This is a genomic window from Agrobacterium sp. GW821-FHT02D03, assembly GCF_059421725.1.
The window spans coordinates 2356664-2381126 of sequence record NZ_JBWKVN010000001.1; the positions used below are offsets into that span (position 1 = coordinate 2356664).

Consider the following 24463-nt stretch of genomic DNA (forward strand, 5'->3'; position numbering starts at 1 on the left):
TCCTGTTACATTCTGTCGACGGTATCCTTGACGGCATCCTTGGCCTTGCCAGCAGCAGTCTGGACCTTGCCCTTGGTTTCCTGCGCAGCACCTTCGGCGCGCATACGGTCGTTGCCGGTAGCGGAGCCAACGCCCTGCTTTACCTTGCCAGCAACTTCATTTGCCTTACCAGCGATCTTATCGGATGTGCTACCCATGACTATTCTCCCTAGTTTATGCCAGGCTCGGTGCTGGCTACCGGGGAGAAAACGTCATGAATATAATTTTGTTCCTCGTCATCTTACGCTTTCAAAGCGAAGATCAGGCATGCCCTGCTTCGGCCGAAAGCATGCGGGGGTCGACCCCCATCAAAGCAAGCGCCCGCTCATACTTGTCATCCAAAGACCGGTCGAAGATCAGCTCTTCCGAGGCCGGGCAATTCAGCCAGCCATTATTGGCGATCTCGTTTTCGAGTTGACCCGGCGCCCAGCCGGCGTAACCCAGCAACATGGTGGCGCGCTGCGGCATTCGGCCATTGGAAATGGCGCGCACGATGTCGAGTGTGGCCGTCAACGAGATGTCGTCGCTGACAGGAATACTGGATTCGCTGGAGTAATCATCGGAATGAAGCACGAAGCCCCTGCCCGTCTCCACCGGTCCACCAAACTGGATGGGAAAGTCGCGCGTGCGGTTGGGCAGCATGATTGCGTCGTTGCTGTCCATGATCTTCAGATGCAGAAGAACATCGGTGAAGGTGATCTGCTGGCCGCGGTTGATGATGAATCCCATGGCGCCGGCCTGGGAATGCGCACATATATAAATGACAGAGCGCTCAAAGGCGCTGTTGGCGAGCCCCGGCATGGCGATCAGAAACTGACCATCCAGAAAGCCCCGTTCCTTCTTGTCCATGAGGGTCGAAAAAACCAAGAGCGCCTCCCCTTTCAGCGCCCCATAGCGACGCCGGTGTGGTTTCACCTTTTGGTAAGGATGAGGCATAGCGACCCATCAATCAACCGAAAATGATAAATGAGACAAAATCGTAACTGGTCGCTTCACCCGGGTTGCGCTAGACGAGAAGTATGACCCGTTCGATCTCCTCCCCCCTTCGCACCGTTCTGATCGCCTTTATCGCGGTTGTTTCAACGATCGTCATTGCAGAGGCTGCCAAGGCCGACACGACCGAATGGGCAACGAGCGAAGGCGGGCGCATGCGCGTCGTAAGCCTGCCGCCTGATAGCAGCGGAAAAATCGAGGCGGTGCTTCAGATCGATCTCAAGCCTGGCTGGATCACCTATTGGCGCGAGCCGGGGGAAGCGGGCATACCGCCCCAGTTGAAGCCCGATCCGGCAAGCGGCGTGACACTGTCTTCCATGTCGTTCCCCGTGCCGAAGCTGATCAAGAATGACGACATCACCGATATTGGCTACGACCAGCCGGTGAACTTTCCGATCACATTGCAGTCCGGCGCAGGCCATGACACCGACGCGGCAAAGCTGACGGCTTTCATCGGCGTCTGCCTCAATATCTGCATCCCGTTCGAAGCAAGCTTCGACATCGACAGGAAGGCAAAGGCCACGCAAGACGAGGTCGCTTTCATCCAGTCGAGCAGGGCAAATCTTCCAGAGGCGCCATCGGACGATTTCAAGGTGGTCAACTTCCACATCACGCCGGACAAGACCCTGCTCGGTGTGGAGTTATACCTGCCCGAGGGAGCGCCGAAGGAGGCCGACATCTATGTCGCCGGGCCATCCGGATATGCCTATTTCGAGCCGCAGAACCTCGTGCGCGACAAGCGCAAACTCTCCTTCTACATGAACATCAAGGGTCTGCCGAAGAGCTACAATCCAAAGGGGCAGAGCTGGCACATTCTGGTCAAATCCGGCGCGCGCGCCATGGAAGCACCGCTGAATTTCCCCGCTCAGTAAGGGATCTCAGCTATCCGATAAAACGGCTTCACAGTTTTCTCGATCATGCTCTATAGTCGCGCCGTCATTGCCACAGGAGCGATATTATGACCATCAAGATCGGCGACAAGCTGCCCTCCGCGACCTTCAAGGAAAAGACCACGGATGGCCCTGTCGAAACCACGACCGACGAGCTTTTCAGCGGCAAGAAGGTTGTCGTCTTTGCCGTTCCAGGCGCATTCACACCAACCTGCTCTTTGAACCACCTGCCCGGCTATCTGGAAAATCGTGACGCTATCCTTGCACGTGGCGTGGACGATATCGCCGTCGTTGCTGTCAACGACTGGCACGTTATGGGCGCATGGGCGCAATCGAGCGGCGGCCAGGGCAAGATCCACTTCCTCGCAGACTGGGACGCGTCCTTCACCAAGGCGCTTGGCCTTGATGCAGACCTTTCCGGCGGCGGTCTCGGCGTGCGCTCCAAGCGCTATTCCATGCTAGTGGATGACGGCGTGGTCAAGTCTCTGAACATCGAAGAAAATCCCGGCCAAGCGACGGTGTCCTCCGCTGCCACGATGATCGAACAGCTCTGATCTTTACGGTCAATACGTCATCGAAATTGGCCCGACATCGCGTCGGGCCTTTTGCATTTAGGGGGGATCGTGAGGCTCGAAGGAACTGGTGAAGCGCGCCATTCTTCCGCCTCAATTGTTACACCATAACAGTAACGGTATAACATTTTTGTGAGCGCGCCATGTTGCGTTTGTTTTTCCCGTCTCCCCTGCTGCGCCAATCCGCAGTGCACCGAATTCTTCTGGTTTCCCTGCTCCTCCTGCCTCTTTGGGCCGCGATCTCTTGGGCTGTGGTTTTGCCATGATCGACACGCCCGTTCTTCAGATCGAGAACCTCACCGTGGCCTATGAGCGGCATCCGGCGGTTCATCATATCTCCGGTGCGTTTCATGCCGGAAGCCTGACGGCCATCGCCGGACCAAATGGTGCAGGCAAATCCACGCTGCTCAAATCCATCATTGGCGAGTTGCGGCCATCGGAGGGTTGGATCATTCACTCCTTGAAGCGCACTGATTTTGGCTACCTTCCACAAGCCGCCGATATCAACCGGCGCTTTCCAATATCCGTTCTCGATACCGTACTGCTCGGAGCGTGGAAGGCGGCGGGCGCATTTGGGCGCGTCACCGCTGAGCAATTGAACGCAGGTCGCCACGCATTGTCAGCGGTCGGTCTTGAGGGCTTCGAGAGACGACCGATTGGCTCGCTGTCGGCCGGGCAGTTCCAGCGTGTACTTTTCGCACGGCTTCTGGTGCAGGATGCCAAGGTCATTCTGCTCGATGAGCCTTTCACCGCTATCGATGCCAGAACGACCCGGGATCTGCTCGACATCGTCGCACGGTGGCATGGCGAAGGGCGCACCGTGATTGCGGTCCTGCACGATTTCGATCAGGTGCGAGCGCATTTTCCTCAGACGCTGCTGATCGCCCGCGACCTCGTTGGCTGGGGTGCGACTGCTGAGGTCATGTCGCCTGCCAATCTCCTGCGGGCTCGCGCCATGGCCGAGCGCTGGGACGAGAATAGCGGCGTCTGCGAGCCAGCTGCATGACGGCCTACGATCTCTTCATAGCGCCGTTTCAGGATTACGGCTTCATGCGCCGGGCACTCGTCGCCTGCCTTTGCCTCTCGGTTGGCGCAAGCCCCATCGGTGTCCTGCTTGCCCTGCGGCGGATGAGCCTGATGGGGGATGCCCTGAGCCACGCGATTCTGCCGGGTGCGGCAATTGGCTATCTGGTGGCCGGCTCGCTGTCTCTGACCGCCATGGGGCTTGGAGGTCTCGTTGCGGGGCTTTCGGTCGCACTTCTTTCCGGCATCGTCAGCCGCGTAACGCCGCTTCAGGAAGATGCGAGCTTTGCGAGTTTCTATCTGGCGTCGCTGGCGCTTGGGGTCCTGATCGTCTCCCTGCATGGCTCAAATGTAGATCTGCTGCATGTGCTCTTCGGCACGATCCTCGCGATCGATGCACCTGCGCTCTACCAGATTGGTGCGATTACCTCGCTGACGCTGGTGGTAATGGCCATCATCTACCGACCGCTGGTGACCGAGTGTTTCGACCCCGGCTTCCTACGCGCCGTCGGCGGCCGCGGCCCGATCTATCACGTGGCATTCCTGCTCCTCGTCGTCATCAATCTGGTCGCCAGTTTCCAGGCGCTTGGAACACTGATGGCTGTCGGCCTGATGATGCTGCCAGCAGCTATCGCCCAACTTTGGGCACGCAGCCTGCCCGCCATGCTGGCGATTGCGAGCGGCAGTGCCGCAGCTTCCGGCTATCTTGGCCTCGTTGCTTCCTACCATTGCGAGACGGCGTCCGGACCGACCATCATCATCGCGGCCACCTGTCTCTACGGGCTCTCCATTCTGGTTGCGCCAGCGGGCCTTGGTTCCCGCCTTTTCACCCGCCCTCATCTGAAGGGCTAATTTTAGGAGAATGCCAATGTCACCACGCCTCTTCCTTCTTTCGACCGCACTTCCTATCGCCATGGCCTTTTCCACCGCCGCTTTGGCGGGAGAGGTGAAAGCCGTCGCCTCCTTCACCGTGCTTGCTGATGTGGTGAAGCAGGTGGGCGGCAAGCATGTGACCGTTACCAGCCTGGTCAAGCCGGATGGCGACCCACATGAGTTCGAACCTTCGCCTGCGAATGCAAAAAGCCTGAATGCGGCAGATGTCGTCTTTGTCAGCGGGCTTGGTCTGGAAGGATGGATGGACCGGCTGATTTCCGCGTCGGGCTACAAGGGAACACCTGTCGATGTGTCGCAGGGCATCAAGACGCGCGAGATGGATGAGGACGGCAAGACCGTGACCGATCCGCATGTCTGGAACAGCCCGGTCAACGTCAAGGTATGGGTGAAAAATATCGAGACGACGCTTGCCGCGGCCGACCCGGCCGACAAGGATGATTTCAAGGCAAATGCTACCGCCTATCTTCAGAAGCTCGATGAATTGGATCGTTACGCGCACCAGAAGTTCGATCCCATCCCACAGGATCGCCGTAAGATCCTCACAAGCCACGATGCCTTCGGTTATTTCGGCCGTGAGTACAACGTCACGTTTCTCTCGCCGCTCGGCGTTTCGACGGAAACGGAAGCCTCTGCCGGCGACGTGGCAAAGCTGATCGAGCAGATCAAGGCCGAGCACGTCAAAACCTATTTCTTCGAAAACTCGAATGACCCGAGACTGGTCAAGCAGGTGGCCAAGGCAACGGGCGCTGCCCCCGGCGGTGAACTCTATGTCGAGTCCCTCTCCAAGGCGAATGGCCCCGCACCCACATATGAGAAGATGTTCCGCTACAACGTCGACAAGATCGCCGACGCCATCAACAAGTCCAGTTGATTTGAAACGGAATGGCCCTCGTTACCCCAAGCCGGGTGACGAGGGCCATTCATCATCGATGCCTGAAACTCGGCTACGTGTGGTCAGACAGCCATGTCGAAAACGAGGATGCCGGCCAGGCCGCCATCGGTCAGGCCAGCCAGGCGTTCGCCAACCTCGACGTGTTCCGGATGCACGAGATAGTCGTCGCGCGCTTCGGTGCTCTCAAAGGTGACGATGAAGCCATCCAGAAACCCACCATTCAAGCCTTCCGACGATACGTTCTGGCCGCACTTGATGTCGGAAATGCCGGGAATGACGTCCTTGAGCGCCATGATTGCCTCATAGATCGCCTGCTTGTCGGACGTAGTGGCTGCGGATTTAAACCGCAGGAATACGCAGTGAAGTATCGTCAAGTGTCTCTCCTCTTCGACTGTGCAGCTCGGTCCGAGACTACACCATCGCTTCATGACCGCCGTTTGAACGGTTCCATGCCTTTTCGCGCCAGTTCATCGGCGCGTTCGTTTTCCGGATGTCCGGCATGACCCTTGACCCAGTGCAGCGTGACCTTGTGTCGCTCGCGCGCCGTCTCCAGCGCCTGCCAGAGTTCGACATTCTTGACCGGTTTATTGTCGGCGGTTTTCCAGCCCTTTTTTTTCCAGCCGAAAATCCACTTGGTGATGCCATCCTTGACGTAAGCGCTATCGGTGTAAAGATCGACCTCGCACGGGGCCTTCAGCGCGTTGAGCGCCTCGATGGCCGCCATCAGTTCCATGCGATTGTTGGTGGTGTCTGCCTCGCCGCCGTTCAGTTCCTTTTCCACCTCGCCATAGCGAAGTACGGCACCCCAGCCGCCCGGTCCGGGATTGCCCGAACAGGCGCCGTCGGTGAAGATATCGACATGCTTCATTCTTCCACCAGACCATATTCGGCCACATGGCCAATGGAGCGGTGAAAGCGCAGCTTGCGCAGATATTCAAGCGGATCCTTTTTGACCACCAGAGCGCCAGCGGGCGTCGTCAACCAGTCATAGAGGCGGGTCAGGAAGAAGCGGAGTGCGGAGCCACGCGCCAGAATCGGCATGGCCTCCAGCTCGGCTTCACTCATCGGGCGTACCGATTGATAGCCCTCAAGCAGTGCCTTGCCCTTGGTGACGTTATAGGAACCATCCTTCTCGAAGCACCAGGCATTGAGGCAGATCGAGACGTCATAGGCGAGAAGATCGTTGCAGGCGAAATAGAAGTCGATCAGGCCGGAGAGTTCATCGCCCAGGAAGAAGACATTGTCCTGAAAGAGATCGGCATGGATGACGCCGGATGGCAGATCCTTCGGCCAATGGGCGGCGAGGAAGGCAATTTCCGGATCGATCTCGTCCTTCAGACCGCTTTCGACTTCGTCGGCGCGGGCTTCGGACTTCTCCCACAACACCTTCCAGCCATCGAGTGAAAGAGCGTTTGGCCGCTTGATGTCGAATCCTTCGCCCGCCACGTGCATGGACGCCAGCGCCTTGCCGACTTCCCGGCAATGCTTAGCCTCAGGCTTTCTAAGCCACATGCCTTCCAGAAACGAAATCAGCGCTGCCGGACGGCCGGACAACTCGCCCAGCAACTCACCATCTTTTCGCGGCAGAGGCAGCGGGCAGGACAGCCCCTTGTCGGCCAAGTGCTGCATCAGTCCCAAAAAGAAGGGCAGATCAGACTTCTCCACGCGCTTCTCGTAGAGCGTCAGGATCAGCGGGTCTTTCGTCGTGTGCAGCAGAAAATTGGAGTTTTCGACACCCTCGGCAATGCCCTTATAGGAGGTCAATTCGCCGACGTCATATTGGCCAAGAAACTGTCTCAGCTCGTCTTCGGTGATGTCCGTGTAAACTGCCAATGGAATTCTCTTGAAAAGGAATGAAAAAGGATCAGCCGTTCAGCGCGGCTTTCGCAGGAAGCGCGTCGCTCGCACTGCCATTGACGAATGCCATGTCATCGATGGTGAGTTCAATATCGCGAAGCTCGCGATTCACCAGAAAATGCTCGGTCTCTTCTACCGTTACGGCAAGATCAAGCGTCGTGTCGAAGCGTTCCTTAAAGGCCTGGATGATCTCATCGACGATGACTTCCGGCGCGGATGCACCTGCCGATAGGCCGACGGTGCGAACGTCGCCGATTTCGCTCCAGTCGATTTCTGCGGCACGCTGCACCAGCACGGAGCGCTGAGCACCGGCACGCAAGGCCACTTCCACCAGACGCTTCGAATTGGACGAATTCGGCGCGCCGACGACAATGAAGAGGTCGCAGCCGGGGGCTGCCTGCTTCACCGCATCCTGGCGGTTGGTGGTGGCGTAGCAGATGCTGTCGGCCGCTGGCGCCTGCATGGCCGGGAACCGCTCCTGCAGCTTGGCAATAACGCCCGCCGTATCATCGACGGAGAGCGTCGTCTGCGTTACGAATCCGAGGTTTTCGGCGTCGAGCGGCTGATAAAGCGCTGCATCTTCCACCGTCTCGATCAACGATACGGTGCCCTCGGGCAACTGCCCCATGGTACCGATAACTTCCGGATGGCCGGCATGGCCGATGAGGATGACATGGCGACCAAGTCGCTGGTGGCGCATGGCCTGCTTGTGGACCTTTGATACAAGCGGACATGTGGCATCAAGATAGAAGAGGTTGCGCGCCTGCGCGTCTTCCGGCACGGATTTCGGCACGCCGTGGGCGGAGAACACCACAGGCTGCTGGCGATGTTCGGCAGGAATTTCGTTGAGTTCCTCGACGAAGATCGCACCCTTGGCTTCCAGCCCCTCGACCACGTAGCGGTTATGGACGATCTCGTGGCGCACATAGACCGGAGCGCCATAGGCTTTCAGCGCCAGCACGACGATCTGGATCGCGCGGTCGACACCGGCGCAGAAACCGCGGGGCCCACAGAGCCTGATGGTGAGAGGCGGCTTGGACACGGCCATGTTCATTCCTGCTCCTTTGCCTCCCGCATTTCATAGACACCGCAAGCGTTGCGCGATGATTGTCGCCTGCCAGCAGCAAGCCGTGCAAGCGAGGCTGCCCTACTCCTTCGGGCCTTTCATGCTCCGCACATAGGCAAAACCGGCCACGAAGACAAGGGCGGCTGCGAGACCGTACCATGTAATCGCATATTGCAGGTGATTATTGGGCAGGTCGATCAGCGTCACGCCGCCCTTCGGCCAACCGCCCGGATTGGGTGCGTCATTGGCATCAATGAAAAAAGGCACAAGCTTTTCGGCAGAAACGCCGGCACTCTTCGCCATGGCGTGAATATCTTTCCAGTAGAAGATATTCTTGGCAAGATCATTGTCGGGCAGCATCATGGATGGCTTGGCCGCAAGCTGCGCGCGCGCAAGCCCCTCGATCGTGACGCGACCAGCGACCTGCCCCTGCTCACGCTTGGCTGGATCTTTCATGTCGTAAGGCACGAAGCCTCGATTGATGAAGATTTCCCGACCATCATCCAACGTCAGCGGTGTATAGACATAATAGCCCGTCTGCCCCTGATGCGTGGCGAAGAAGTGCCGCTCTTTGGCGTGATCGAAAACGCCAGAAAGCCGAACGGTGCGGTATTCGATGTTACCACCCGACGAGGTGATCGTCTCGATTTCGCTCAGTTCAACAGGAGCGGAATGGACCCGGAGGTGGATTTCGCTCAGCAGGGCTTCCTTCCAGTAGAGGCGCTTCGTCTGCCATGTACCGAGCGACAGGAGAATAATCAGCAACAGAAGCACCAGCGGACCGGCAAACCATAAGCGCCGGTGAGATGGCTTGAGACCGGCGGGGTCAGCCATGGTCGATTTTACCTTCACTGGCATTGTTGCGATATTGCAGTGCCACCATGATACCCTTGAACTTGCGCAGCAGAAGCAATGAAACGATCACCGTCAAGGGAAGCCAGATCAAGGCATGAAGCCAGACGGGCGGCGCGAAAACGGAATCGAACCAGAGTGCAAGGCCGATGATCAGAAAACCGACGATCAGCATGACGAAGACGGCCGGACCATCGCCAGCGTCGGCAAAAGCATAATCCAGCCCGCACGCGCTGCAACGTGGTTTCAGCTTGATAAATCCATCGAACAGTTTTCCACGCCCACAGCGGGGGCAGCAGCCTTGCAGTCCGACCTTGATAGGATCGACGGGAGGGAACTCTCCAGTATCGTGCATCCTAGCTCCTCCATCCCTGGATACAAGAAGCGCGGCAACCTGCCGCGCTCATTTCGCCGCTAGATGAAGCGACACTTGCCCTTCGCCATCAAGCGTAGGGCGGCAATGCACCGCCCTCTACAAGTCTCGTCAGTGGCCAGTCTCCGCCAGTGGCGCGCCCCAACCGCCCCAGATGTAGATGGCGAAGAAGAGGAAAAGCCAGACAACGTCAACGAAGTGCCAGTACCACGCCGCTGCTTCGAAGCCGAAGTGATGCTTCGGCGTGAACCCGCCGGCGATGGCACGGAACAGGCAGACCAGCAGGAAAATGGTTCCAACGAAGACGTGGAAGCCGTGGAAGCCCGTGGACATGAAGAATGTCGCGCCGTAGATCGAATTCTTGAAATCGAACGGAGCGTGGACGTATTCGTAAAACTGAACGGCCGAGAAAAGCACGCCAAGCGCAACGGTCAGAGCCAGGCCGGTTATCATGCCCTTGCGGTCATTGTGCAGCAGAGCATGGTGCGCCCAGGTAACACAAGTTCCGGACAACAGCAGGATGATGGTGTTGTAGAGTGGCAGATGCCACGGATCGATCACCTCGATGCCCTTCGGCGGCCACTGACCGCCCGTATAGGCAAGACGCGCGGCCTGGATGGCTTCATGCGGATAGAGGCTCGCATCGAAGTACGCCCAGAACCATGCCACGAAGAACATGACTTCCGAGGCGATGAACATGATCATGCCGTAGCGCAGATGCAGCGAGACGACCGGCGTATGGTGTCCTTCATCGCCTTCCTTGATCGTATCCGCCCACCACGCATACATGGTGTAAAGAACGATCACGAGGCCGATATAGAACATCCAGGGATTGGCAAGTTCGAAGCCGAACAGCTTGAAGGAACTGCCGTTCAGGTAGCGCATGTAACAGATGCCGCCAAAGGTCAGCACGAAAGCGCCGATCGATGCCAGAAGCGGCCATGGGCTTGGGCTTATGATATGGTAGTCGTGGTTCTTCTGATGCGTATCTGCCATGTGATCAATCCCCGAAGGCTCTTCCCAATTTCGCGAACCCGTCTCGCTGACCTGATATCAGGCGACCGGTTCATTCCCTGGCGCGGTCTTGCAACCACGCCTCCCTCTCTCAAAGTCTCGTCTCGTCACGTTCCGTCTTTGCCGGCAAGGACGCAACCGGTTTTTCCGTTTTCGATGGGTAAAACGTATAGGACAAGGTCAGTGTATGAATGTTCTTCGTTTCCCGAGCCTTGACGATCTCCGGATCGATAAAGAAAACCACCGGCATTTCCAGCGTCTCACCCGGCTGAAGCGTCGTCTCGGTGAAGCAGAAGCACTGCACCTTGTTGAAATAGGCACCGGCTTCCATCGGCGTCACGTTGAAGACGGCGGTCCCCGTCGTTGCCACCGGTGAACGGTTGGTCGCCTTGAAGGTCACCTGGATCGTCTCGCCAATCCGAGGCTCGACCATCTTGTTCACCGGTCGGAAGTCCCAGTTCAGACCGTTGGAGGTGTTGGAATCAAACGTCACCTTCATCGTCTTGTCGAGGATGACATCGGAATATTGCTCGACGCGCTGGGTGGTGCCGTTATAGCCGGTGACCTGGCAGAACAGGCGGTAGAGGGGCACGGAGGCATAGGCCATGCCGACCATGCCGCAGACGAAGACAAGACACAGCACAAGGATCGAGCCGTTGCTCGTCTTTCTGCTTACCGTCGTCTTTTGAGCTGTTGTCATGTCCCCTCCTCCCGAGCGTCGTCCGGTCTAGTGACCACCGATCTTGATGATGGTGATGATGTAGAAGAGCACCACCAGGGCCGCGAGCGTGAGGCCTAACGCGATATTTCTCCCGCGCCTCGACCTCTTCTGCGCTTCGTTGAGCTTTACAGTCTCGATCATGCCGCACCCCCAAACATCGTGACAAAGGACGGCACGAGATGATCGGCCAGAAGCGCGGAGAAAATCGCAAAGAGGTAGAATACCGAGTAAGCGAACATCTTCTTTGCTGGCATCATCTTTTCATCGCCATCCGGCATGCGCCGAACGGTGATGGAACAGTAGACGAAGATGACGCTCAGCACAGCAGCGAAAATTCCATAGCCCAATCCAGCGAGACCGGAGAAGTAGGGCGCCACGGCAACCGCCATGGTCAGCACGGAATAGGCAATCATCTGGTTCTTGGTCGAGCGTTCACCAGCGACATTCGGCATCATCGGGATGCCGACGGAGCCGTAGTCGCGCATCTTGAACAGCGCCAAGGCCCAGAAATGCGCGGGCGTCCACAGGAAGATGATAAGAAACAGGATGGTGCTGTCGAGGGACACGTTACCCGTGACGCAAGCCCAGCCGAGCATGGGCGGGAAAGCACCTGCAGCACCACCGATCACGATGTTCTGCGGCGTCGAGCGCTTGAGCCACATCGTATAGACGACAGCATAGAAGAAGATGGTGAAGGCCAGAAGACCGGCAGCAAACCAGTTGACCGCAAGACCCAGAATAGCAACCGAGAAAACCGAGAGCGTCAGTCCGAAGGCAAGTGCCTCACCCGGGGCAATCCGGCCGGATGGAATGGGGCGCTTGGCCGTGCGGGACATGACCGCATCGATATCGGCATCGTACCACATATTCAACGCGCCCGACGCCCCTGCGCCGACCGCGATGCAAAGGATCGCAATCACGCCGAGGATCGGGTTGATTTGACCCGGGGCGAGAATAAGTCCGGCAAAGGCCGTAAAAACCACGAGCGACATCACGCGGGGTTTCAAGAGCTCGAAGTAATCGCGCGCGCCGGCTTCCGAAAGCGAGGCGGAGTCGATTGCCAGCGTGTCGTGATTGTCAATAACGGTCATTATTTCCTGCTTTCCCGAAAGGCGCCCCATTGCAATGCGGCGCCATTTCTCATTTCGCCCGGCGTAAAACTGACATCTATCATGTTACGCCGGACAAAACGCTCGGACAAAATGCCTCAGCGGATGCGCGGAAGCTGCTCCCACTGGTGGTACGGCGGAGGAGACGACAGCTGCCATTCCAGCGTGGTGGCACCTGGACCCCAGGGATTATCGCCAGCGATACGCTTCTTGGCGAAGGCTTCCCAGACGCCGAAGAGGAAGATCAGGACAGCAACCGCCGAGATGTAGGAGCCGTAGGACGAGACCAGGTTCCAGCCCGCATAGGCATCCGGATAGTCGATATAGCGGCGCGGCATGCCGGCCAGACCCAAGAAGTGCTGCGGGAAGAAGATCAGGTTGACGCCGACGAACATGACCCAGAAGTGCAGATTGCCGATCTTTTGGTTGTACATGTAGCCGGTGATCTTCGGGAACCAGTAGTACCAGCCAGCAAAGATCGCGAAGACGGCACCCAGCGACAACACGTAGTGGAAGTGCGCCACAACGTAATAGGTGTCGTGCAGCGAACGGTCGAGACCGGCATTGGCGAGCTGAACGCCGGTAACACCACCCACCGTGAAGAGGAAGATGAAGCCGATTGCCCAGATCATCGGTGTCGTAAAGGTCAGCGAGCCGCCCCACATCGTTGCGATCCAGGAGAAGATCTTGATGCCGGTCGGCACCGCGATCACCATGGTTGCAAAGACGAAGTAGCGCTGCGCTTCAAGCGAGAGGCCGACGGTATACATGTGGTGTGCCCACACGATGAAGCCAACGGCACCGATCGCGACCATGGCATAGGCCATGCCGAGGTAACCGAAGATCGGCTTCAGCGAGAAGGTCGACACGATGTGGCTGATGATGCCGAAGCCGGGCAGGATCAGAATATACACTTCCGGGTGGCCGAAGAACCAGAACAGGTGCTGGTAGAGGATCGGGTCGCCGCCGCCGTCAGGAGAGAAGAAGGTGGTGCCGAAATTGCGGTCCGTCAGAAGCATGGTAATGCCACCTGCCAGAACCGGAAGCGACAGAAGCAGAAGGAAGGCGGTAACGAGCACGGACCAGGCAAACAGCGGCATCTTGTGCAGCGTCATGCCGGGCGCGCGCATGTTGAGGATCGTGGTGATGAAGTTGATCGCACCGAGGATCGAGGATGCACCGGCAACGTGAAGCGCGAAGATCGCAAGATCGACCGCCGGCCCCGGCATACCGCTCGTTGATAGCGGTGGATACATGGTCCAGCCACCACCCACACCATAGGCACCTGCCGGACCTTCGACGAAGAGCGAAAGAAGAAGCAGAATGAAGGCGGGCACGAGCAGCCAGAAGGAGATGTTGTTCAAGCGCGGGAAAGCCATGTCCGGCGCGCCGATCATGATCGGCACCATCCAGTTGGCAAAACCGCCGATCATGGCGGGCATGACCATGAAGAAGATCATGATGAGCGCATGCGCGGTGGTGAACACATTGTACATGTGCTTGCCGCCGTCGATGGCCGCATCACCTTCGAAGCCATAGACCATGGTTGCCAGGCCGTGGAAGATCTGGATGCCCGGTTCCTGCAGCTCCATGCGCATGACGACCGAAAGGCCGCCGCCGATGATGCCGGCAATGATTGCGAAGATCAGATAGAGCGTGCCGATATCTTTATGGTTGGTCGAGAAGAACCAACGCTGCGCAAAGCTCGGCATATGATCGTGATGCGCGTGATCGTCGCCATGCGCGCCATGGGCGGCACGATCATGAGAGTGATGGTCGTCGTGTGCGGAATGTCCAGCCATTGTCCTCACCCCTTGCCTTAGTTGGTTTCATTTGCAGCGACGCGAAGGGCGCTTGCGCCATCCACAGAAGCCATCAGCGCCCGGTTGGCACCGCTCAAGTCAGACGCAGCGGCAGCAGCCCAGGTTTTATATTGCTCTTCGGAAACCACCCGTATGGCAATCGGCATGAAGGCGTGATCCTTGCCGCAAAGCTCGGAACACTGACCGTAGTAAAGTCCTTCTTTCTCCGTCTTGAACCAGGTTTCGTTCAGACGGCCAGGAACGGCGTCGATCTTGACGCCGAAGGCCGGCATCGCAAATGCATGAATGACATCCGTCGGCGCAGCGGTGACGAGAAGACGAACCGTCTTGTTCACCGGAACGACCATTTCATTATCAACGGCGAGAAGGCGCGGATAGATCGCGCGGTTTTCCTTGCCGGCAGCAGCGCGGTCGGCATCCTTCAACAAATAGCTGTCAAAGGCCAGAGGCTCTGAGCCTTCTGCCGCCTGGTATTCGTAGTTCCACTGCCATTGAGTGGCGGTTGCCTTCAATGTCAGGTCAGGATTTTCCGGCTGCGTCAGCTGCGCGTTCAGCAGGTTGAAGGACGGGAATGCCAGGAAAAGAAGAATGAGGACGGGAGCCAGCGTCCAGATGATTTCGATCGCCGTATTGTGGCTGGTCTTGGACGGTACCGGATTCTTGGATGCCCTGAACTTCGCAACAACGAGAATGAGCAGGACGAGAACGAAAAGCGTGACGGGAACGATAAACCACAGGGTATATTGTTCAAACCAACGAATTTCGTGCATGATTGGCGTTGCGGCCTCCTGCAATCCCATCTGCCAATCCTTCGGCTGGTCAGCGCGGGCGCCGACAGCCGAGAGCAGACAGATCATGCCCGCAAACGCTGCGTTAATCCTAGTAATCACGGTACCTCTCCCTCACGCACCCGGTCATGATCAATCCCAGGCGCAGAATCCATGCTTATAGTATTAGACTCAAATCATAGTTTGCCCGCCGCCGCAATATCGCCCAGCTTTTGCAGAGTGGCATTTTTCTTCCCCCTAATTTTTCCCACACGCGCATCGTTGAAACCATATCGATAAACCGGAAACGGCACTCATCATTCCTGAGGCCGTATTGGATTTAAGCCTCCGCAGGTCCTATTTTGGCCGTACTCACTTGGAAATGAGAGACCCGGCTCTTTCATTTCCAGCACCGGACGTCAAAATAGCCGCACTGATTCGAATTCCAGAGGTATCCATGCGTCTGCCCCCGATTGCGCGCGCCGCTCTTGTCGCCGCCGGTTTCTCTCTTCTCGCGTCCGGCGCGAGCGTCGCCCAGCAGCCGCCTGGTACGCCGAAGTCCACGCACGGCTCATGGTCGGTCATCTGCGACAAGCCCGCGGGCGCGTCCGAAGAGCAATGCGCATTGATGCAGAACGTCATTGCCGACGACCGCCCGGAAGTCGGCCTTTCCGTCGTCGTGCTGAAGACCGCCGACCGCAAATCCCGCATTCTTCGCATCCTCGCACCGCTTGGCGTGCTGCTGAAGGATGGAATGGAACTCTACATCGACAATAACAATATCGGCCGTGCCTATTTCACCCGCTGCTTTTCCGAGGGCTGCTATGTGGAAGTCGACATCGACGACGAGCTGATGAAGGTTCTTCGTGCGGGAAAGCACGCGGTTTTCGCATTGCGTGAATCGGTCGACCAGGATCGCGTCGGTATTCCGATCGAACTCAGCGGCTTTGCCGAAGGCTATGACGCGCTTCCTTGACGTATGCTGTGGCTAGCGGACAGAAGCGCTGCGCCTGATCGACAATTCCCAAACAGACCCGTGAGGCGGCTTGCGCCGCCACATCCCAGCACCTAAATCTCACATGAATAGATGATGGATGCTGACGCCTGGAGTACGCGATGACCCAAGACCTTCTGACGCTTTTCGATTGCGATGAGGGGACGTTGCGGAGCCGCGTCGCGGACGCGCTTGCAGGCGCCGATGACGGCGAACTCTTCGTCGAACATGCCCAGGCCGAGTCGCTCACCTTCGACAATGGCCGCCTGAAAGGCGGCAGTTTCAATACCGATCAGGGTTTTGGCCTTCGCGCCGTTGTTGGCGAGACGGTCGGTTACGCCCATGCGGGCGAGCTTTCGACCGCAGCGCTGCAACGCGCAGCCGATGCGGTCGGCGCCGTCACCAAGGGCTACTCCGGCTCCTATGCGGCGGCACCCCAGCGCACCAACAAGAAGCTCTATGGCGACGAAAACCCGATCGGCTCGCCTTCCTTCGAGGAAAAGGTCAAGCTTCTGACCGAGATCGACACCTATCTGCGCGACAAAGACCCCAAGGTTCGCCAGGTGACGGCATCGATTGCGGCAAGCTGGCAGATCGTCGATATTCTGCGGGCCGATGGGCACCGCGTCAGTGACGTTCGCCCAATGACACGCATCAACATCTCCGTGGTCACCGGTGAAGGCGATCGCCAGGAGACCGGTTCCTATGGTATTGGCGGACGTGTCGGCTTCGGTGATTTCATCACAACCGAGAACTGGCAGCGGGGCGCTGACGAGGCGCTGCGTCAGGCGCTGGTCAATCTGACGGCAATCGACGCGCCTGCCGGCACGATGGATGTCGTGCTCGGCTCCGGCTGGCCCGGCGTCATGCTGCACGAAGCCGTCGGACATGGTCTCGAAGGCGATTTCAACCGCAAGAAGACATCGGCCTTCGCAGGCCTGCTTGGTGAAATGGTCGCAGCACCCGGCGTCACGGTGGTGGATGATGGAACCATCGACAACCGTCGCGGCTCTCTGACGGTGGACGACGAGGGCACACCGTCCGGCTATAATGTGCTGATCGAAAACGGCAAGCTTGTCGGCTATATGCAGGATCGTCAAAACGCCCGGCTGATGGGCATGACGGCGACAGGCAATGGACGCCGGCAGGGCTATTCCCACGTTCCCATGCCGCGCATGACCAACACCTACATGCTCGGCGGAGACAAGACACCGGACGAGATCATCGCGTCGGTCAAGAAGGGCATCTACGCCGTCTCCTTCGGCGGTGGTCAGGTGGACATCACGTCGGGCAAATTCGTCTTCGGCTGCACGGAAGCCTATCTCATCGAGAACGGCAAGATCGGCGCACCGGTCAAGGGCGCCATGCTGATCGGCAACGGACCGGATGCGATGAAGCGTGTGACCATGATCGGCAACGACATGAAGCTCGACACCGGCATCGGCAATTGCGGCAAGGCCGGCCAGTGGGTGCCGGTTGGCGTTGGCCAGCCGCATCTACGCATGGACCAGATCACGGTCGGCGGCACCAAGGCCTGAGGTTTGCAGATGGGGACGCTCGTGAAGATCGTTCCCTATAATGCTGACTGGCGGCGCCTCTATCGCGATACCCAAGATCGTCTCGAAGCGTTGTTGGGCGACCTTGTCGAAGGGATCGAGCATGTCGGCAGCACGGCCGTTCCCGCCTCGTCGCCAAGCCCTATATTGATATCGACGTTGTTCTGAAACCTCCCACGCATATGGAAGACGGCAGGGTGCGAATGCAAGCCGCTGGCCTCGAGCCGCGCGGGTCTCGCCATGGTGACGGGGTGTTTGCCTTTATGCTTCGGGATCCGTTGCCGGGTCTGCGCGTTTATCTTTGCCCGCCCAATCGCCTCACCCATCAGAACAGATTGCGTTTCCGTGATATCCTTCGCCAGAACCCCTCTCTTGCCAATCACTATGCGACGCTTAAGATGGCTCTCGCCGAGAAATATAAGGACGATGGCGATACCTATACCCGCGCCAAGTCCGACTTCATTCGCGAGACGCTGAATACCGACACGTCCCCCGCATCCGCGCCCTAAGCGCCCTCTCCCCCGATCAGGAAAAGATGACCTTCGTTTCCAATGCACTCGTTCCCGAACTGGCCGTCACGGACTGGCACAAAAGCCGGACATTTTATTGTGACCTGATCGGCTTTCATGTCGTCTATGAGCGACCGGAAGAAGGTTTCACTTATCTTGCGCTCGGCGACGCCCAGTTGATGATCGACCAGATCGGCGCCGGACGTACCTTCGAGCAGGAGAATGCGCCAATCCACTTTCCCTTCGGACGGGGCATGAACCTGCAACTCGCTGTTCCATCCCTTCAACCCATCCTCGACAGGCTGGAGCTTGCGCGCGTGCCACTTTTTCTTCCGCTTGAAGAGAAATGGTACCGCAAAGGGGAGACTGAGGTCGGTAACCGGCAGTTCGTCGTCGCCGATCCGGATGGCTATCTCATTCGCCCATTCGAGAGCCTCGGCGAACGCGTCTTTCGGTTCGGGTAAGGCATGGACATGACACTACCTCGCATGCCCAAAGCAGTCGTCTTCGATATGGACGGCGTTCTGATTGACACCGAGACGCTTTACCGCGATTCCTTCCTGGCCGCCTCACAGGATGGCGGGCACGATTTGCCGGTCGAACTGTACCAGCGTGTCTGCGGAAGTCCTTGGGATGTCATCAGCGGCACGATCATTGCCGAACATGGCGCTCATTTTCCGATGGATGCGTTTCGTGACGCGTGGCTGCGTCATCTGGCCGTCAGCATGGCCGGCGGCGTAGAACTCAAGGCGGGTGTCGTGAAGATGCTCGACCTACTGGACGATCTTAAGCTTCCGCGCGCCATCGCCACCTCATCCCGGCACGAATCCGTCAATCGACATCTTGGACCCCATAATCTTCTCGCTCGCTTCGATCACATCGTGGCGCGCGAGGATTATACCGAGCCGAAGCCCTCCCCCATGCCCTATCTAACCGCAGCCCAACGTCTTGGCGTCGATCCTACGGAATGCATGGCGCTGGAAGATTCCTATCACGGCGTTCAATCCGCCTCCTCCGCCGGGATGATGACGGTGATGGTGCCGGACGTCGCGCCTGCGACTGAGCGGATGCGGGAGACGTGCGTTGCGATCTGCTCCGGCCTGCCGGAGGTCGCTGCCTTGCTTCGTAATGAAAGGACGCTCGGCTAGTCGATAGCAGCTGGATCGAAGCGCCATTTGCGTTCGATCGAACCGATGAGATCCAACTGGCTGTGATGGGCAAGCAGAAGGACATGGCCGAGCAGGTCTGCGACCTCGTCGGAAAGGTCTTGCCTCATTTCCTCTGGCGTTTTGCCCCTCGCCCGACCGCGCGCCGTCAAGCGGTTCCACGCTTGCGTCACCTCGCCGACCTCTTCCTGCAGCTTCAGCATGAACCAGTCAGGATCACGCTCGATACTGTTTGACGCAGCATAGGACGCCGAAGCCTTTTCGAATTTTTGCATCAGGTCAGCCAGCATTGCGTTCCCTCTTCGTTCACGAGACACTGACCACGATTCGCCCGCCACTGTCGACGGCCATTCCGCTTACAGCATCGGCCCGAAATCGGACTCGATTTCGGAAAGCACTATGCGTCGGTTCAAAAAGGTAAAGCGTCCTTTGTGCGTCCAATAGGACGCACGGCGCTTTAAGGGTACATGCGGACCTTCGTCCATGGGGCGTCGGTGGATTCACGCCGGAATTCCACCCGGTCGTGGAGGCGGAATTTCCGGTCGTGCCAGAATTCTATGGTCAGCGGGTTGATGCGGAAACCCGACCAGTATGGCGGACGCGGGATATCACCCAGCGCATATCTGGCGGTGTATTCCGCCACCGCCTTTTCAAGTGCAAAGCGGCTTTCCAGAGGTCGGGACTGCTTGGAGGCCCAGGCCCCGATGCGGCTGCCGCGCGGGCGCGAAGCATAATATTCATCCGCCTCTTCGTCCGACACCACCTCTACAAGCCCACGAACACGCACCTGTCGGCGCAGGCTTTTCCAGTGGAAGCACAAGCCGGCTTTCTGTTGCCCAAGAAGCTCGCGCCCCTTGCGGCTCTCAAAATTCGTGTAGATCACGAAGCCGCGTTCGTCTGCCGCCTTCAGCAGCACCATTCGCACGCTCGGCATTCCGTCCTCATCCACAGAAGCAAGCGCCACCGCATTCGGATCGTTTATCTCCGACGCGGTTGCATCACGCAACCAGTCGGCGAAAAGCGCAAATGGTTCATTTTCTTCCGTGAAGTCACTAGATGTTAACCCCGATTCCGACATATTGAATAAAATGCTCCAAAGCTGATTTGCGTACCAGAGATGAGTTCTGGGTAAGAGATGGTGATCGTCATAGCAAAGTCGAACAGTCGCACAAAGAGCTTCCTGTCATCGGTCGTCAATGTTTTTGCCGCCGGCGTTCTGGCCGTTGCACTGACCGGCTGTGTCAGCCTTGATCTTTTCGGTGGCGAAAAAGTCGACCGCTCGCTCTCCACGGCTTCCGTGCCAAACCAGCCGACCCAGCCGGCGCTCTCCGATGATGCCACCATTCGCAATGCCGTGACATCTGCCGACCTGGTGAAGGTTGCCGAATCCCCCGTTCCCTGGGCAAATGCAGCGACCGGCAGTGCCGGTGTCGTGACGGCCATCCGCGAAGACAGAACGACGGGCTTCGTCTGCCGCAACTTCAATACCACGCGCCATTCCTTCGAGGGCGTGGCGAGCTATACCGGGCAAGCCTGCCTTTCTGAGACAGGCGAATGGCTGATGACCCGCTTCGATCAGAAGTAAAGCATTTACCTTATTCTGCGAGATGAGACCTGCGACACGCTCAGTCATGCGTGTGTAAAGGTCTGGTTAGCAACTTCTTGCCACAGTCCCATCCAGTTCAAGACACTGATCGTGCAACATTTTCGAAGGTTGGCACGTTCAGGTCTCGAGTTTCTTCTGTTTCAGGTCGCTTCAACAGGCGGCTGCAGTCTCGGGCGTAACTGGTGGTTCGGATGCGTGATCCCTATTCTATTCTCGGCGTCAAGCGCGATGCCGATTCGGACGAGATAAAGGCCGCCTGGCGTTCCAAGGCGAAGACAGTTCATCCCGATCACAATCGCGATGATCCGGATGCCAACGCGCGCTTCACCGAGATCGGTCAGGCCTATGATCTGTTGAAGGATCCGAAGAAGCGCGGTCTCTATGACCAGGCGCGCCGGGCCTCAGACGGCAAGCAGCGTGAACAAACCATCATGCAGAAGCGGGAAGCCGCGCGTGAGGCCGCCCGCCAGGCTGCCGAACGAGCAAAGGCCGCCGAGAAGCTGATGGAAGAATTGGCTCGGGCGCAGGCGCGCAACGAGAAAGCGACCGCTGAAAGCGAAGAAGGTCCTTCGGCCACCACCACGAGCGGAAGCACTAAGCCGGAAACGCCCGAGGATATGCTGGAACGTATCTTCGGCGCAGAAGCCAAGGTGAAGGGCGGCGTGGACTCGGGCAAGAGCGGTGTGGCTGGATCTGCCGAAGACGCATCCGCTCAGGAGACGGCGGAAGCCGGAAACTCTGTTGCGCTCGGCTTTTTCAATGCACTTATCCGGCGCTTCAAACCGGCTCCACCAGTCGTGGAGAAAGCACCCGACATGACGGCCGAAGCGATCGTAACCGTGAGCGATATTATCGCTCAGAAGCAGGTGACGCTTCGCATGCCAGACGAGCGTGACGTGCGCTTTCAATTGCCAGTCGGAGCTACGGATGGACATGTGGTTCGGCTCAAGGGTCAGGGCCTCAAGCTGCTGGACGCACCACGTGGCGATCTCGTCGTCACGGTTTTGACCGCACGCGACGACGCGTTCACCGTGAAGGGCTACGATATCCACACGAGCCTACCGATTGCACTGGCTGATGCAGTGCTCGGTTGCGAGGCCAAGGTTCAATCGCCTCGTGGAGAACAGCAGCTTTCGGTACCGGCCTGGTCTGGTTCGGATAAGGCTATTCACGTGCCTGGAAAAGGCTTGCAAAAGGACGATGGCACCTTCGGCGATCTCGTCGTCGAGTTGCGGATCGTGCTGCTTGAAACACCGGATGCTAAAGTGACAGACCTGATGCGCCACATGCGCGAAGGCCTTTACCTGTGACCACTCCGTGAAAGCGGTGAACAACGCACCCTTTGTTACGATCCCTTACATGAGATGATCTGAGGCCTTCTTGAACAGTGGTTCTGCCTATGCCATAGGCAGGATCATTTTGGAATATGAGGGAGCATTACATGGCTCAGACATCCGGCCTGATGGCTGGCAAGCGCGGTCTCATCATGGGCGTCGCAAACAATCGTTCGATTGCCTGGGGCATTGCCAAGGCCTGTGCCGATGCGGGTGCCGAACTTGCCTTCACCTGGCAGGGTGATGCCTTGAAGAAGCGCGTTGAGCCTCTCGCTCAGGAACTTGGCGCCTTCATGGCTGGCCATTGCGATGTGACCGATCTCGAAACGTTGGATACCGTTTTCTCGAATCTCGAAGCGCATTGGGGCAAGATCGACTTCGTCGTGCACGCCATCGCCTTTTCCGACAAGGACGAATTGACGGGTCGCTATCTCGACACGAGCCGCGACAACTTCAACCGCACCATGGACATCTCCGTCTATTCTTTGGCCGCCGTTGCAAAGCGCGCCGAGCCGATCATGAATGACGGTGGCTCGATGGTTACGCTGACCTATTACGGCGCCGAGAAAGTCATGCCGAACTACAACGTCATGGGCGTTGCCAAGGCAGCACTTGAGGCCAGCGTGCGCTATCTGGCGGTCGATCTCGGCAACCGCGGTATTCGCGTCAACGCCGTCTCCGCCGGCCCGATCAAGACGCTTGCGGCCGCCGGTATTGGCGATTTCCGCTATATCTTGAAGTGGAACGAGTATAACGCACCGCTGAAGCGCACCGTTTCCATCGAGGAAGTCGGCAAGTCCGCGCTTTACCTGCTGTCTGATCTCTCCACCGGCGTGACCGGCGAAGTGCATCACGTGGATTCGGGCTATCACGCGATCGGCATGAAGGCTGTAGACGCGCCCGATATCTCCGTCGTAAAAGACTAACATTGTTCAGCAATAACGATTGGCGCCGCCTCATTTTTGACGTGCGGCGCCGTCACGTCTTTAAAGGACAGAGTTAAAAAAGCAGGGGTGTGCAGTGCTGGTCTATGTTATCCGCCACGGACAGACAGACTGGAACGCGATCAGAAGGCTTCAGGGCCAAAAGGACATTCCGCTCAACGACTTCGGCCGCTCCCAGGCCGTCGGCAACGGCAAAACACTCTCCGCCATCCTCGGCCCGACAGCCCCAGACTTCGATTACGTGGCAAGTCCCTTGGGCCGCACGCGTGAAACGATGGAACTTCTGCGCGGTGCCATGGGCCTCGACCCCACCGATTACCGCACCGACGAACGCCTCGTTGAAGTGTCATTCGGTGATTGGGAAGGCTACACGCTGCCCGAGCTCAAGCTTTCCTTTCCCGACCGCGTCAGGGCCCGGAAAGCCGCAAAGTGGGACTTTATTCCGCCGGGCCAGAACGCCGAAAGCTACGAAATCCTGTCCTGGCGCATCGGCGCCTGGCTTTCATCCGTCGAGCGCAAGACCGTCTGTGTTTGCCACGGCGGCGTGATCCGCAGCATGTTCCGGCTGGTATCCGGTATGGACAAGGACGAAGCGGCCGAGATTCCCATTCCGCAAGACAAGATTTTGAAGGTCGAGACCGACAAGAATCTGGCCGAATGGGTGGATGTCAGGGAGACCGTCTAAAGCGTATCGCGATCTTTCAGATTCGCTCCTTACGCTTTAGGTCCTTCTTCCGCCGCACGTCGTTGTTGCAAATCGCTGCACCGTTTTGCTTGCGCCATGCAATATTGCCAGGGAACCGAAGCTCCTCGTCGCGCTCACGCCAGGCGCCGATTGGGCAAGCCCCCCCCCCCGCATCCGGAGCGCGAGTGGAATACAGCACGGGTTTCGAATTGACCACCGCGCCAAAATTGACGTCGGATCTGCGTGCCCAATGCTTGCGAGAGTTGGAAATTCCGAAGTAACCCGCGCTTGGTTTAACAGCCTAACCAAAGCAACGGCCTGAACGCGGCACAAGCTTACTGCACGACCTCGAGATCGTCCACGACGCGCTTGCCGTCGACTTCGGTGTAGAACACCAGGACCTTCACGCCGGGCTGCAGGCCTTCAAAATTAAACTCTTCCGGCACTTTGTAATTCTTGCCGTCGGCAAGTGTGATGTTCAGGCCCTTCACGTCGACCTTGCTGATGGTCGACTCGACATCGACGCTCTGAGCAAAGCTGTTCAGAGGGGCAAACAGATTTGCAGTGGCTAAAAGTGCGGCAATCATCAAGCGCATGGTTCTAGCCTCCTTCAGGCTCCTTACGAGTTTTGCATGCGACAAGATTTCTCTCCCGAATGTGGCGGAATTTGCCCGTAACAATGTCAATTTCGGTATAATTGGTGAATGGATTTTAACCAATATCAAGCGCTTAGACTTTTTTTGTATCTGGCGCCGGGAAAACCGGCGCGCGCAGTCTGCTATAC

The 24463-nt window shown here is 58.0% G+C and carries 30 protein-coding genes and 1 pseudogene; 14 read left to right on the forward strand and 17 right to left on the reverse strand.

Translation table 11 applies throughout. From position 1 onward, the window contains the following. Positions 1–5 precede the first annotated feature (5 nt). Together AC07U5_RS11250 and AC07U5_RS11255 are read right to left on the reverse strand one after the other, a co-directional pair. Positions 6–197, reverse strand: a complete 192-nt coding sequence (locus AC07U5_RS11250; protein ID WP_062425876.1) for a CsbD family protein — start codon at positions 195–197, stop codon at positions 6–8. Positions 198–300: 103 nt separating this feature from the next. Then, the gene (locus AC07U5_RS11255; RefSeq protein WP_111847577.1) at positions 301–906 is read right to left on the reverse strand and encodes a YqgE/AlgH family protein; all 606 of its coding nucleotides are present in this window, start codon (positions 904–906) and stop codon (positions 301–303) included. 152 nt (positions 907–1058) lie between these two features. On the opposite strand from AC07U5_RS11255, the gene AC07U5_RS11260 reads away from it, so the two are divergent. The 5 genes from AC07U5_RS11260 (at position 1059) to AC07U5_RS11280 (ending at position 5282) form a co-directional block, all read left to right on the forward strand. Next, positions 1059–1904, forward strand: a complete 846-nt coding sequence (locus tag AC07U5_RS11260; protein WP_494723033.1) for a protein-disulfide reductase DsbD domain-containing protein — start codon at positions 1059–1061, stop codon at positions 1902–1904. An 86-nt stretch (positions 1905–1990) separates the two neighbouring features. After that, on the forward strand, positions 1991–2476 hold the full coding sequence (locus AC07U5_RS11265) for a peroxiredoxin (RefSeq protein WP_062425879.1): 486 nt from the start codon (positions 1991–1993) through the stop codon (positions 2474–2476). A gap of 280 nt (positions 2477–2756) precedes the next feature. Beyond that, positions 2757–3500 (forward strand): metal ABC transporter ATP-binding protein, encoded by a 744-nt coding sequence (locus tag AC07U5_RS11270; protein WP_494723034.1) that lies wholly within the window; start codon positions 2757–2759, stop codon positions 3498–3500. Then, positions 3497–4369 (forward strand): metal ABC transporter permease, encoded by an 873-nt coding sequence (locus AC07U5_RS11275; protein WP_494723035.1) that lies wholly within the window; start codon positions 3497–3499, stop codon positions 4367–4369. The genes AC07U5_RS11270 and AC07U5_RS11275 overlap by 4 nt, the downstream gene beginning before the upstream one ends. A 16-nt stretch (positions 4370–4385) precedes the next feature. After that, a complete protein-coding gene (locus AC07U5_RS11280) occupies positions 4386–5282 on the forward strand; it encodes a metal ABC transporter solute-binding protein, Zn/Mn family (RefSeq protein WP_494723036.1) in 897 nt (298 codons plus the stop codon). Between the two features lie 83 nt (positions 5283–5365). Here the strand turns inward: AC07U5_RS11280 and AC07U5_RS11285 are convergent, their stop codons facing one another. The 12 genes from AC07U5_RS11285 to coxB form a co-directional block, all read right to left on the reverse strand. Continuing rightward, complete coding sequence (locus AC07U5_RS11285) at positions 5366–5671, reverse strand: Dabb family protein (protein WP_236760357.1); 306 nt, start codon at positions 5669–5671, stop codon at positions 5366–5368. Between the two features lie 56 nt (positions 5672–5727). Continuing rightward, positions 5728–6171, reverse strand: coding sequence for a ribonuclease HI (gene rnhA / locus AC07U5_RS11290; RefSeq protein WP_062425884.1), 444 nt, complete (start codon positions 6169–6171; stop codon positions 5728–5730). Then, positions 6168–7136, reverse strand: coding sequence for a homoserine kinase (locus tag AC07U5_RS11295; RefSeq protein WP_494723037.1), 969 nt, complete (start codon positions 7134–7136; stop codon positions 6168–6170). Before AC07U5_RS11295 ends, rnhA begins: the two co-directional genes overlap by 4 nt. Positions 7137–7167: 31 nt before the next feature. Beyond that, positions 7168–8214, reverse strand: coding sequence for a 4-hydroxy-3-methylbut-2-enyl diphosphate reductase (gene ispH / locus AC07U5_RS11300; protein WP_494723038.1), 1047 nt, complete (start codon positions 8212–8214; stop codon positions 7168–7170). A 93-nt stretch (positions 8215–8307) separates the two neighbouring features. Further along, positions 8308–9084 (reverse strand): SURF1 family protein, encoded by a 777-nt coding sequence (locus tag AC07U5_RS11305; protein WP_494723039.1) that lies wholly within the window; start codon positions 9082–9084, stop codon positions 8308–8310. Further along, positions 9053–9433, reverse strand: a complete 381-nt coding sequence (locus AC07U5_RS11310; RefSeq protein WP_062599454.1) for a DUF983 domain-containing protein — start codon at positions 9431–9433, stop codon at positions 9053–9055. The genes AC07U5_RS11305 and AC07U5_RS11310 overlap by 32 nt, the downstream gene beginning before the upstream one ends. A 129-nt stretch (positions 9434–9562) precedes the next feature. Beyond that, the gene (locus AC07U5_RS11315; RefSeq protein WP_062425889.1) at positions 9563–10447 is read right to left on the reverse strand and encodes a cytochrome c oxidase subunit 3; all 885 of its coding nucleotides are present in this window, start codon (positions 10445–10447) and stop codon (positions 9563–9565) included. Positions 10448–10556: 109 nt separating this feature from the next. Continuing rightward, positions 10557–11165, reverse strand: coding sequence for a cytochrome c oxidase assembly protein (locus AC07U5_RS11320; RefSeq protein WP_494723040.1), 609 nt, complete (start codon positions 11163–11165; stop codon positions 10557–10559). Between the two features lie 27 nt (positions 11166–11192). Then, complete coding sequence (locus AC07U5_RS11325; protein ID WP_062426172.1) at positions 11193–11324, reverse strand: cytochrome c oxidase system small membrane protein; 132 nt, start codon at positions 11322–11324, stop codon at positions 11193–11195. After that, complete coding sequence (locus AC07U5_RS11330) at positions 11324–12277, reverse strand: heme o synthase (RefSeq protein WP_112519221.1); 954 nt, start codon at positions 12275–12277, stop codon at positions 11324–11326. The genes AC07U5_RS11325 and AC07U5_RS11330 overlap by 1 nt, the downstream gene beginning before the upstream one ends. 116 nt (positions 12278–12393) lie before the next feature. Next, a complete protein-coding gene (gene ctaD, locus AC07U5_RS11335) occupies positions 12394–14097 on the reverse strand; it encodes a cytochrome c oxidase subunit I (protein WP_111847567.1) in 1704 nt (567 codons plus the stop codon). Between the two features lie 17 nt (positions 14098–14114). Further along, entirely contained in the window at positions 14115–14975 is an 861-nt protein-coding gene (gene coxB, locus AC07U5_RS11340) for a cytochrome c oxidase subunit II (RefSeq protein ID WP_062425893.1), read from the reverse strand. Between the two features lie 367 nt (positions 14976–15342). Between coxB and AC07U5_RS11345 the strand changes: the two genes are divergently transcribed. The 5 genes and pseudogenes from AC07U5_RS11345 to AC07U5_RS11365 all read left to right on the forward strand — a co-directional run bounded on the left by AC07U5_RS11345 (position 15343) and on the right by AC07U5_RS11365 (position 19092). Then, the gene (locus AC07U5_RS11345; protein WP_062425894.1) at positions 15343–15861 is read left to right on the forward strand and encodes an invasion associated locus B family protein; all 519 of its coding nucleotides are present in this window, start codon (positions 15343–15345) and stop codon (positions 15859–15861) included. Positions 15862–16001: 140 nt separating this feature from the next. Further along, positions 16002–17417 carry a metalloprotease TldD gene (tldD, locus tag AC07U5_RS11350; RefSeq protein ID WP_062599450.1) on the forward strand — a complete coding sequence of 472 codons (1416 nt, stop codon included), beginning with the start codon at positions 16002–16004 and terminating at the stop codon, positions 17415–17417. Positions 17418–17426: 9 nt separating this feature from the next. Next, positions 17427–17944: pseudogene (locus AC07U5_RS11355) on the forward strand (GrpB family protein). A 26-nt stretch (positions 17945–17970) separates the two neighbouring features. Further along, on the forward strand, positions 17971–18408 hold the full coding sequence (locus AC07U5_RS11360) for a bleomycin resistance protein (protein WP_312809130.1): 438 nt from the start codon (positions 17971–17973) through the stop codon (positions 18406–18408). A gap of 24 nt (positions 18409–18432) precedes the next feature. Then, entirely contained in the window at positions 18433–19092 is a 660-nt protein-coding gene (locus AC07U5_RS11365) for an HAD family hydrolase (RefSeq protein WP_494723041.1), read from the forward strand. On the opposite strand, the gene AC07U5_RS11370 is transcribed toward AC07U5_RS11365, so the two are convergent. Together AC07U5_RS11370 and pdxH are read right to left on the reverse strand one after the other, a co-directional pair. Next, entirely contained in the window at positions 19089–19400 is a 312-nt protein-coding gene (locus AC07U5_RS11370) for a MazG nucleotide pyrophosphohydrolase domain-containing protein (protein WP_494723042.1), read from the reverse strand. The genes AC07U5_RS11365 and AC07U5_RS11370 overlap by 4 nt on opposite strands. A 167-nt stretch (positions 19401–19567) precedes the next feature. Then, on the reverse strand, positions 19568–20188 hold the full coding sequence (gene pdxH, locus AC07U5_RS11375) for a pyridoxamine 5'-phosphate oxidase (RefSeq protein ID WP_494723043.1): 621 nt from the start codon (positions 20186–20188) through the stop codon (positions 19568–19570). 57 nt (positions 20189–20245) lie between these two features. Between pdxH and AC07U5_RS11380 the strand changes: the two genes are divergently transcribed. From AC07U5_RS11380 to AC07U5_RS11395, 4 genes are all read left to right on the forward strand, one after another. After that, on the forward strand, positions 20246–20695 hold the full coding sequence (locus tag AC07U5_RS11380; protein ID WP_494723044.1) for an RT0821/Lpp0805 family surface protein: 450 nt from the start codon (positions 20246–20248) through the stop codon (positions 20693–20695). Positions 20696–20907: 212 nt separating this feature from the next. Beyond that, positions 20908–22026 (forward strand): DnaJ C-terminal domain-containing protein, encoded by a 1119-nt coding sequence (locus AC07U5_RS11385; RefSeq protein ID WP_494723045.1) that lies wholly within the window; start codon positions 20908–20910, stop codon positions 22024–22026. Between the two features lie 131 nt (positions 22027–22157). Beyond that, complete coding sequence (gene fabI / locus AC07U5_RS11390) at positions 22158–22976, forward strand: enoyl-ACP reductase FabI (RefSeq protein WP_062425901.1); 819 nt, start codon at positions 22158–22160, stop codon at positions 22974–22976. Between the two features lie 94 nt (positions 22977–23070). Then, a complete protein-coding gene (locus AC07U5_RS11395; RefSeq protein WP_313555122.1) occupies positions 23071–23679 on the forward strand; it encodes a histidine phosphatase family protein in 609 nt (202 codons plus the stop codon). 335 nt (positions 23680–24014) lie between these two features. Here AC07U5_RS11395 and AC07U5_RS11400 read toward each other — a convergent pair whose 3' ends face one another. Beyond that, on the reverse strand, positions 24015–24275 hold the full coding sequence (locus tag AC07U5_RS11400; RefSeq protein WP_062425904.1) for a DUF1344 domain-containing protein: 261 nt from the start codon (positions 24273–24275) through the stop codon (positions 24015–24017). Positions 24276–24463: the final 188 nt, after the last annotated feature.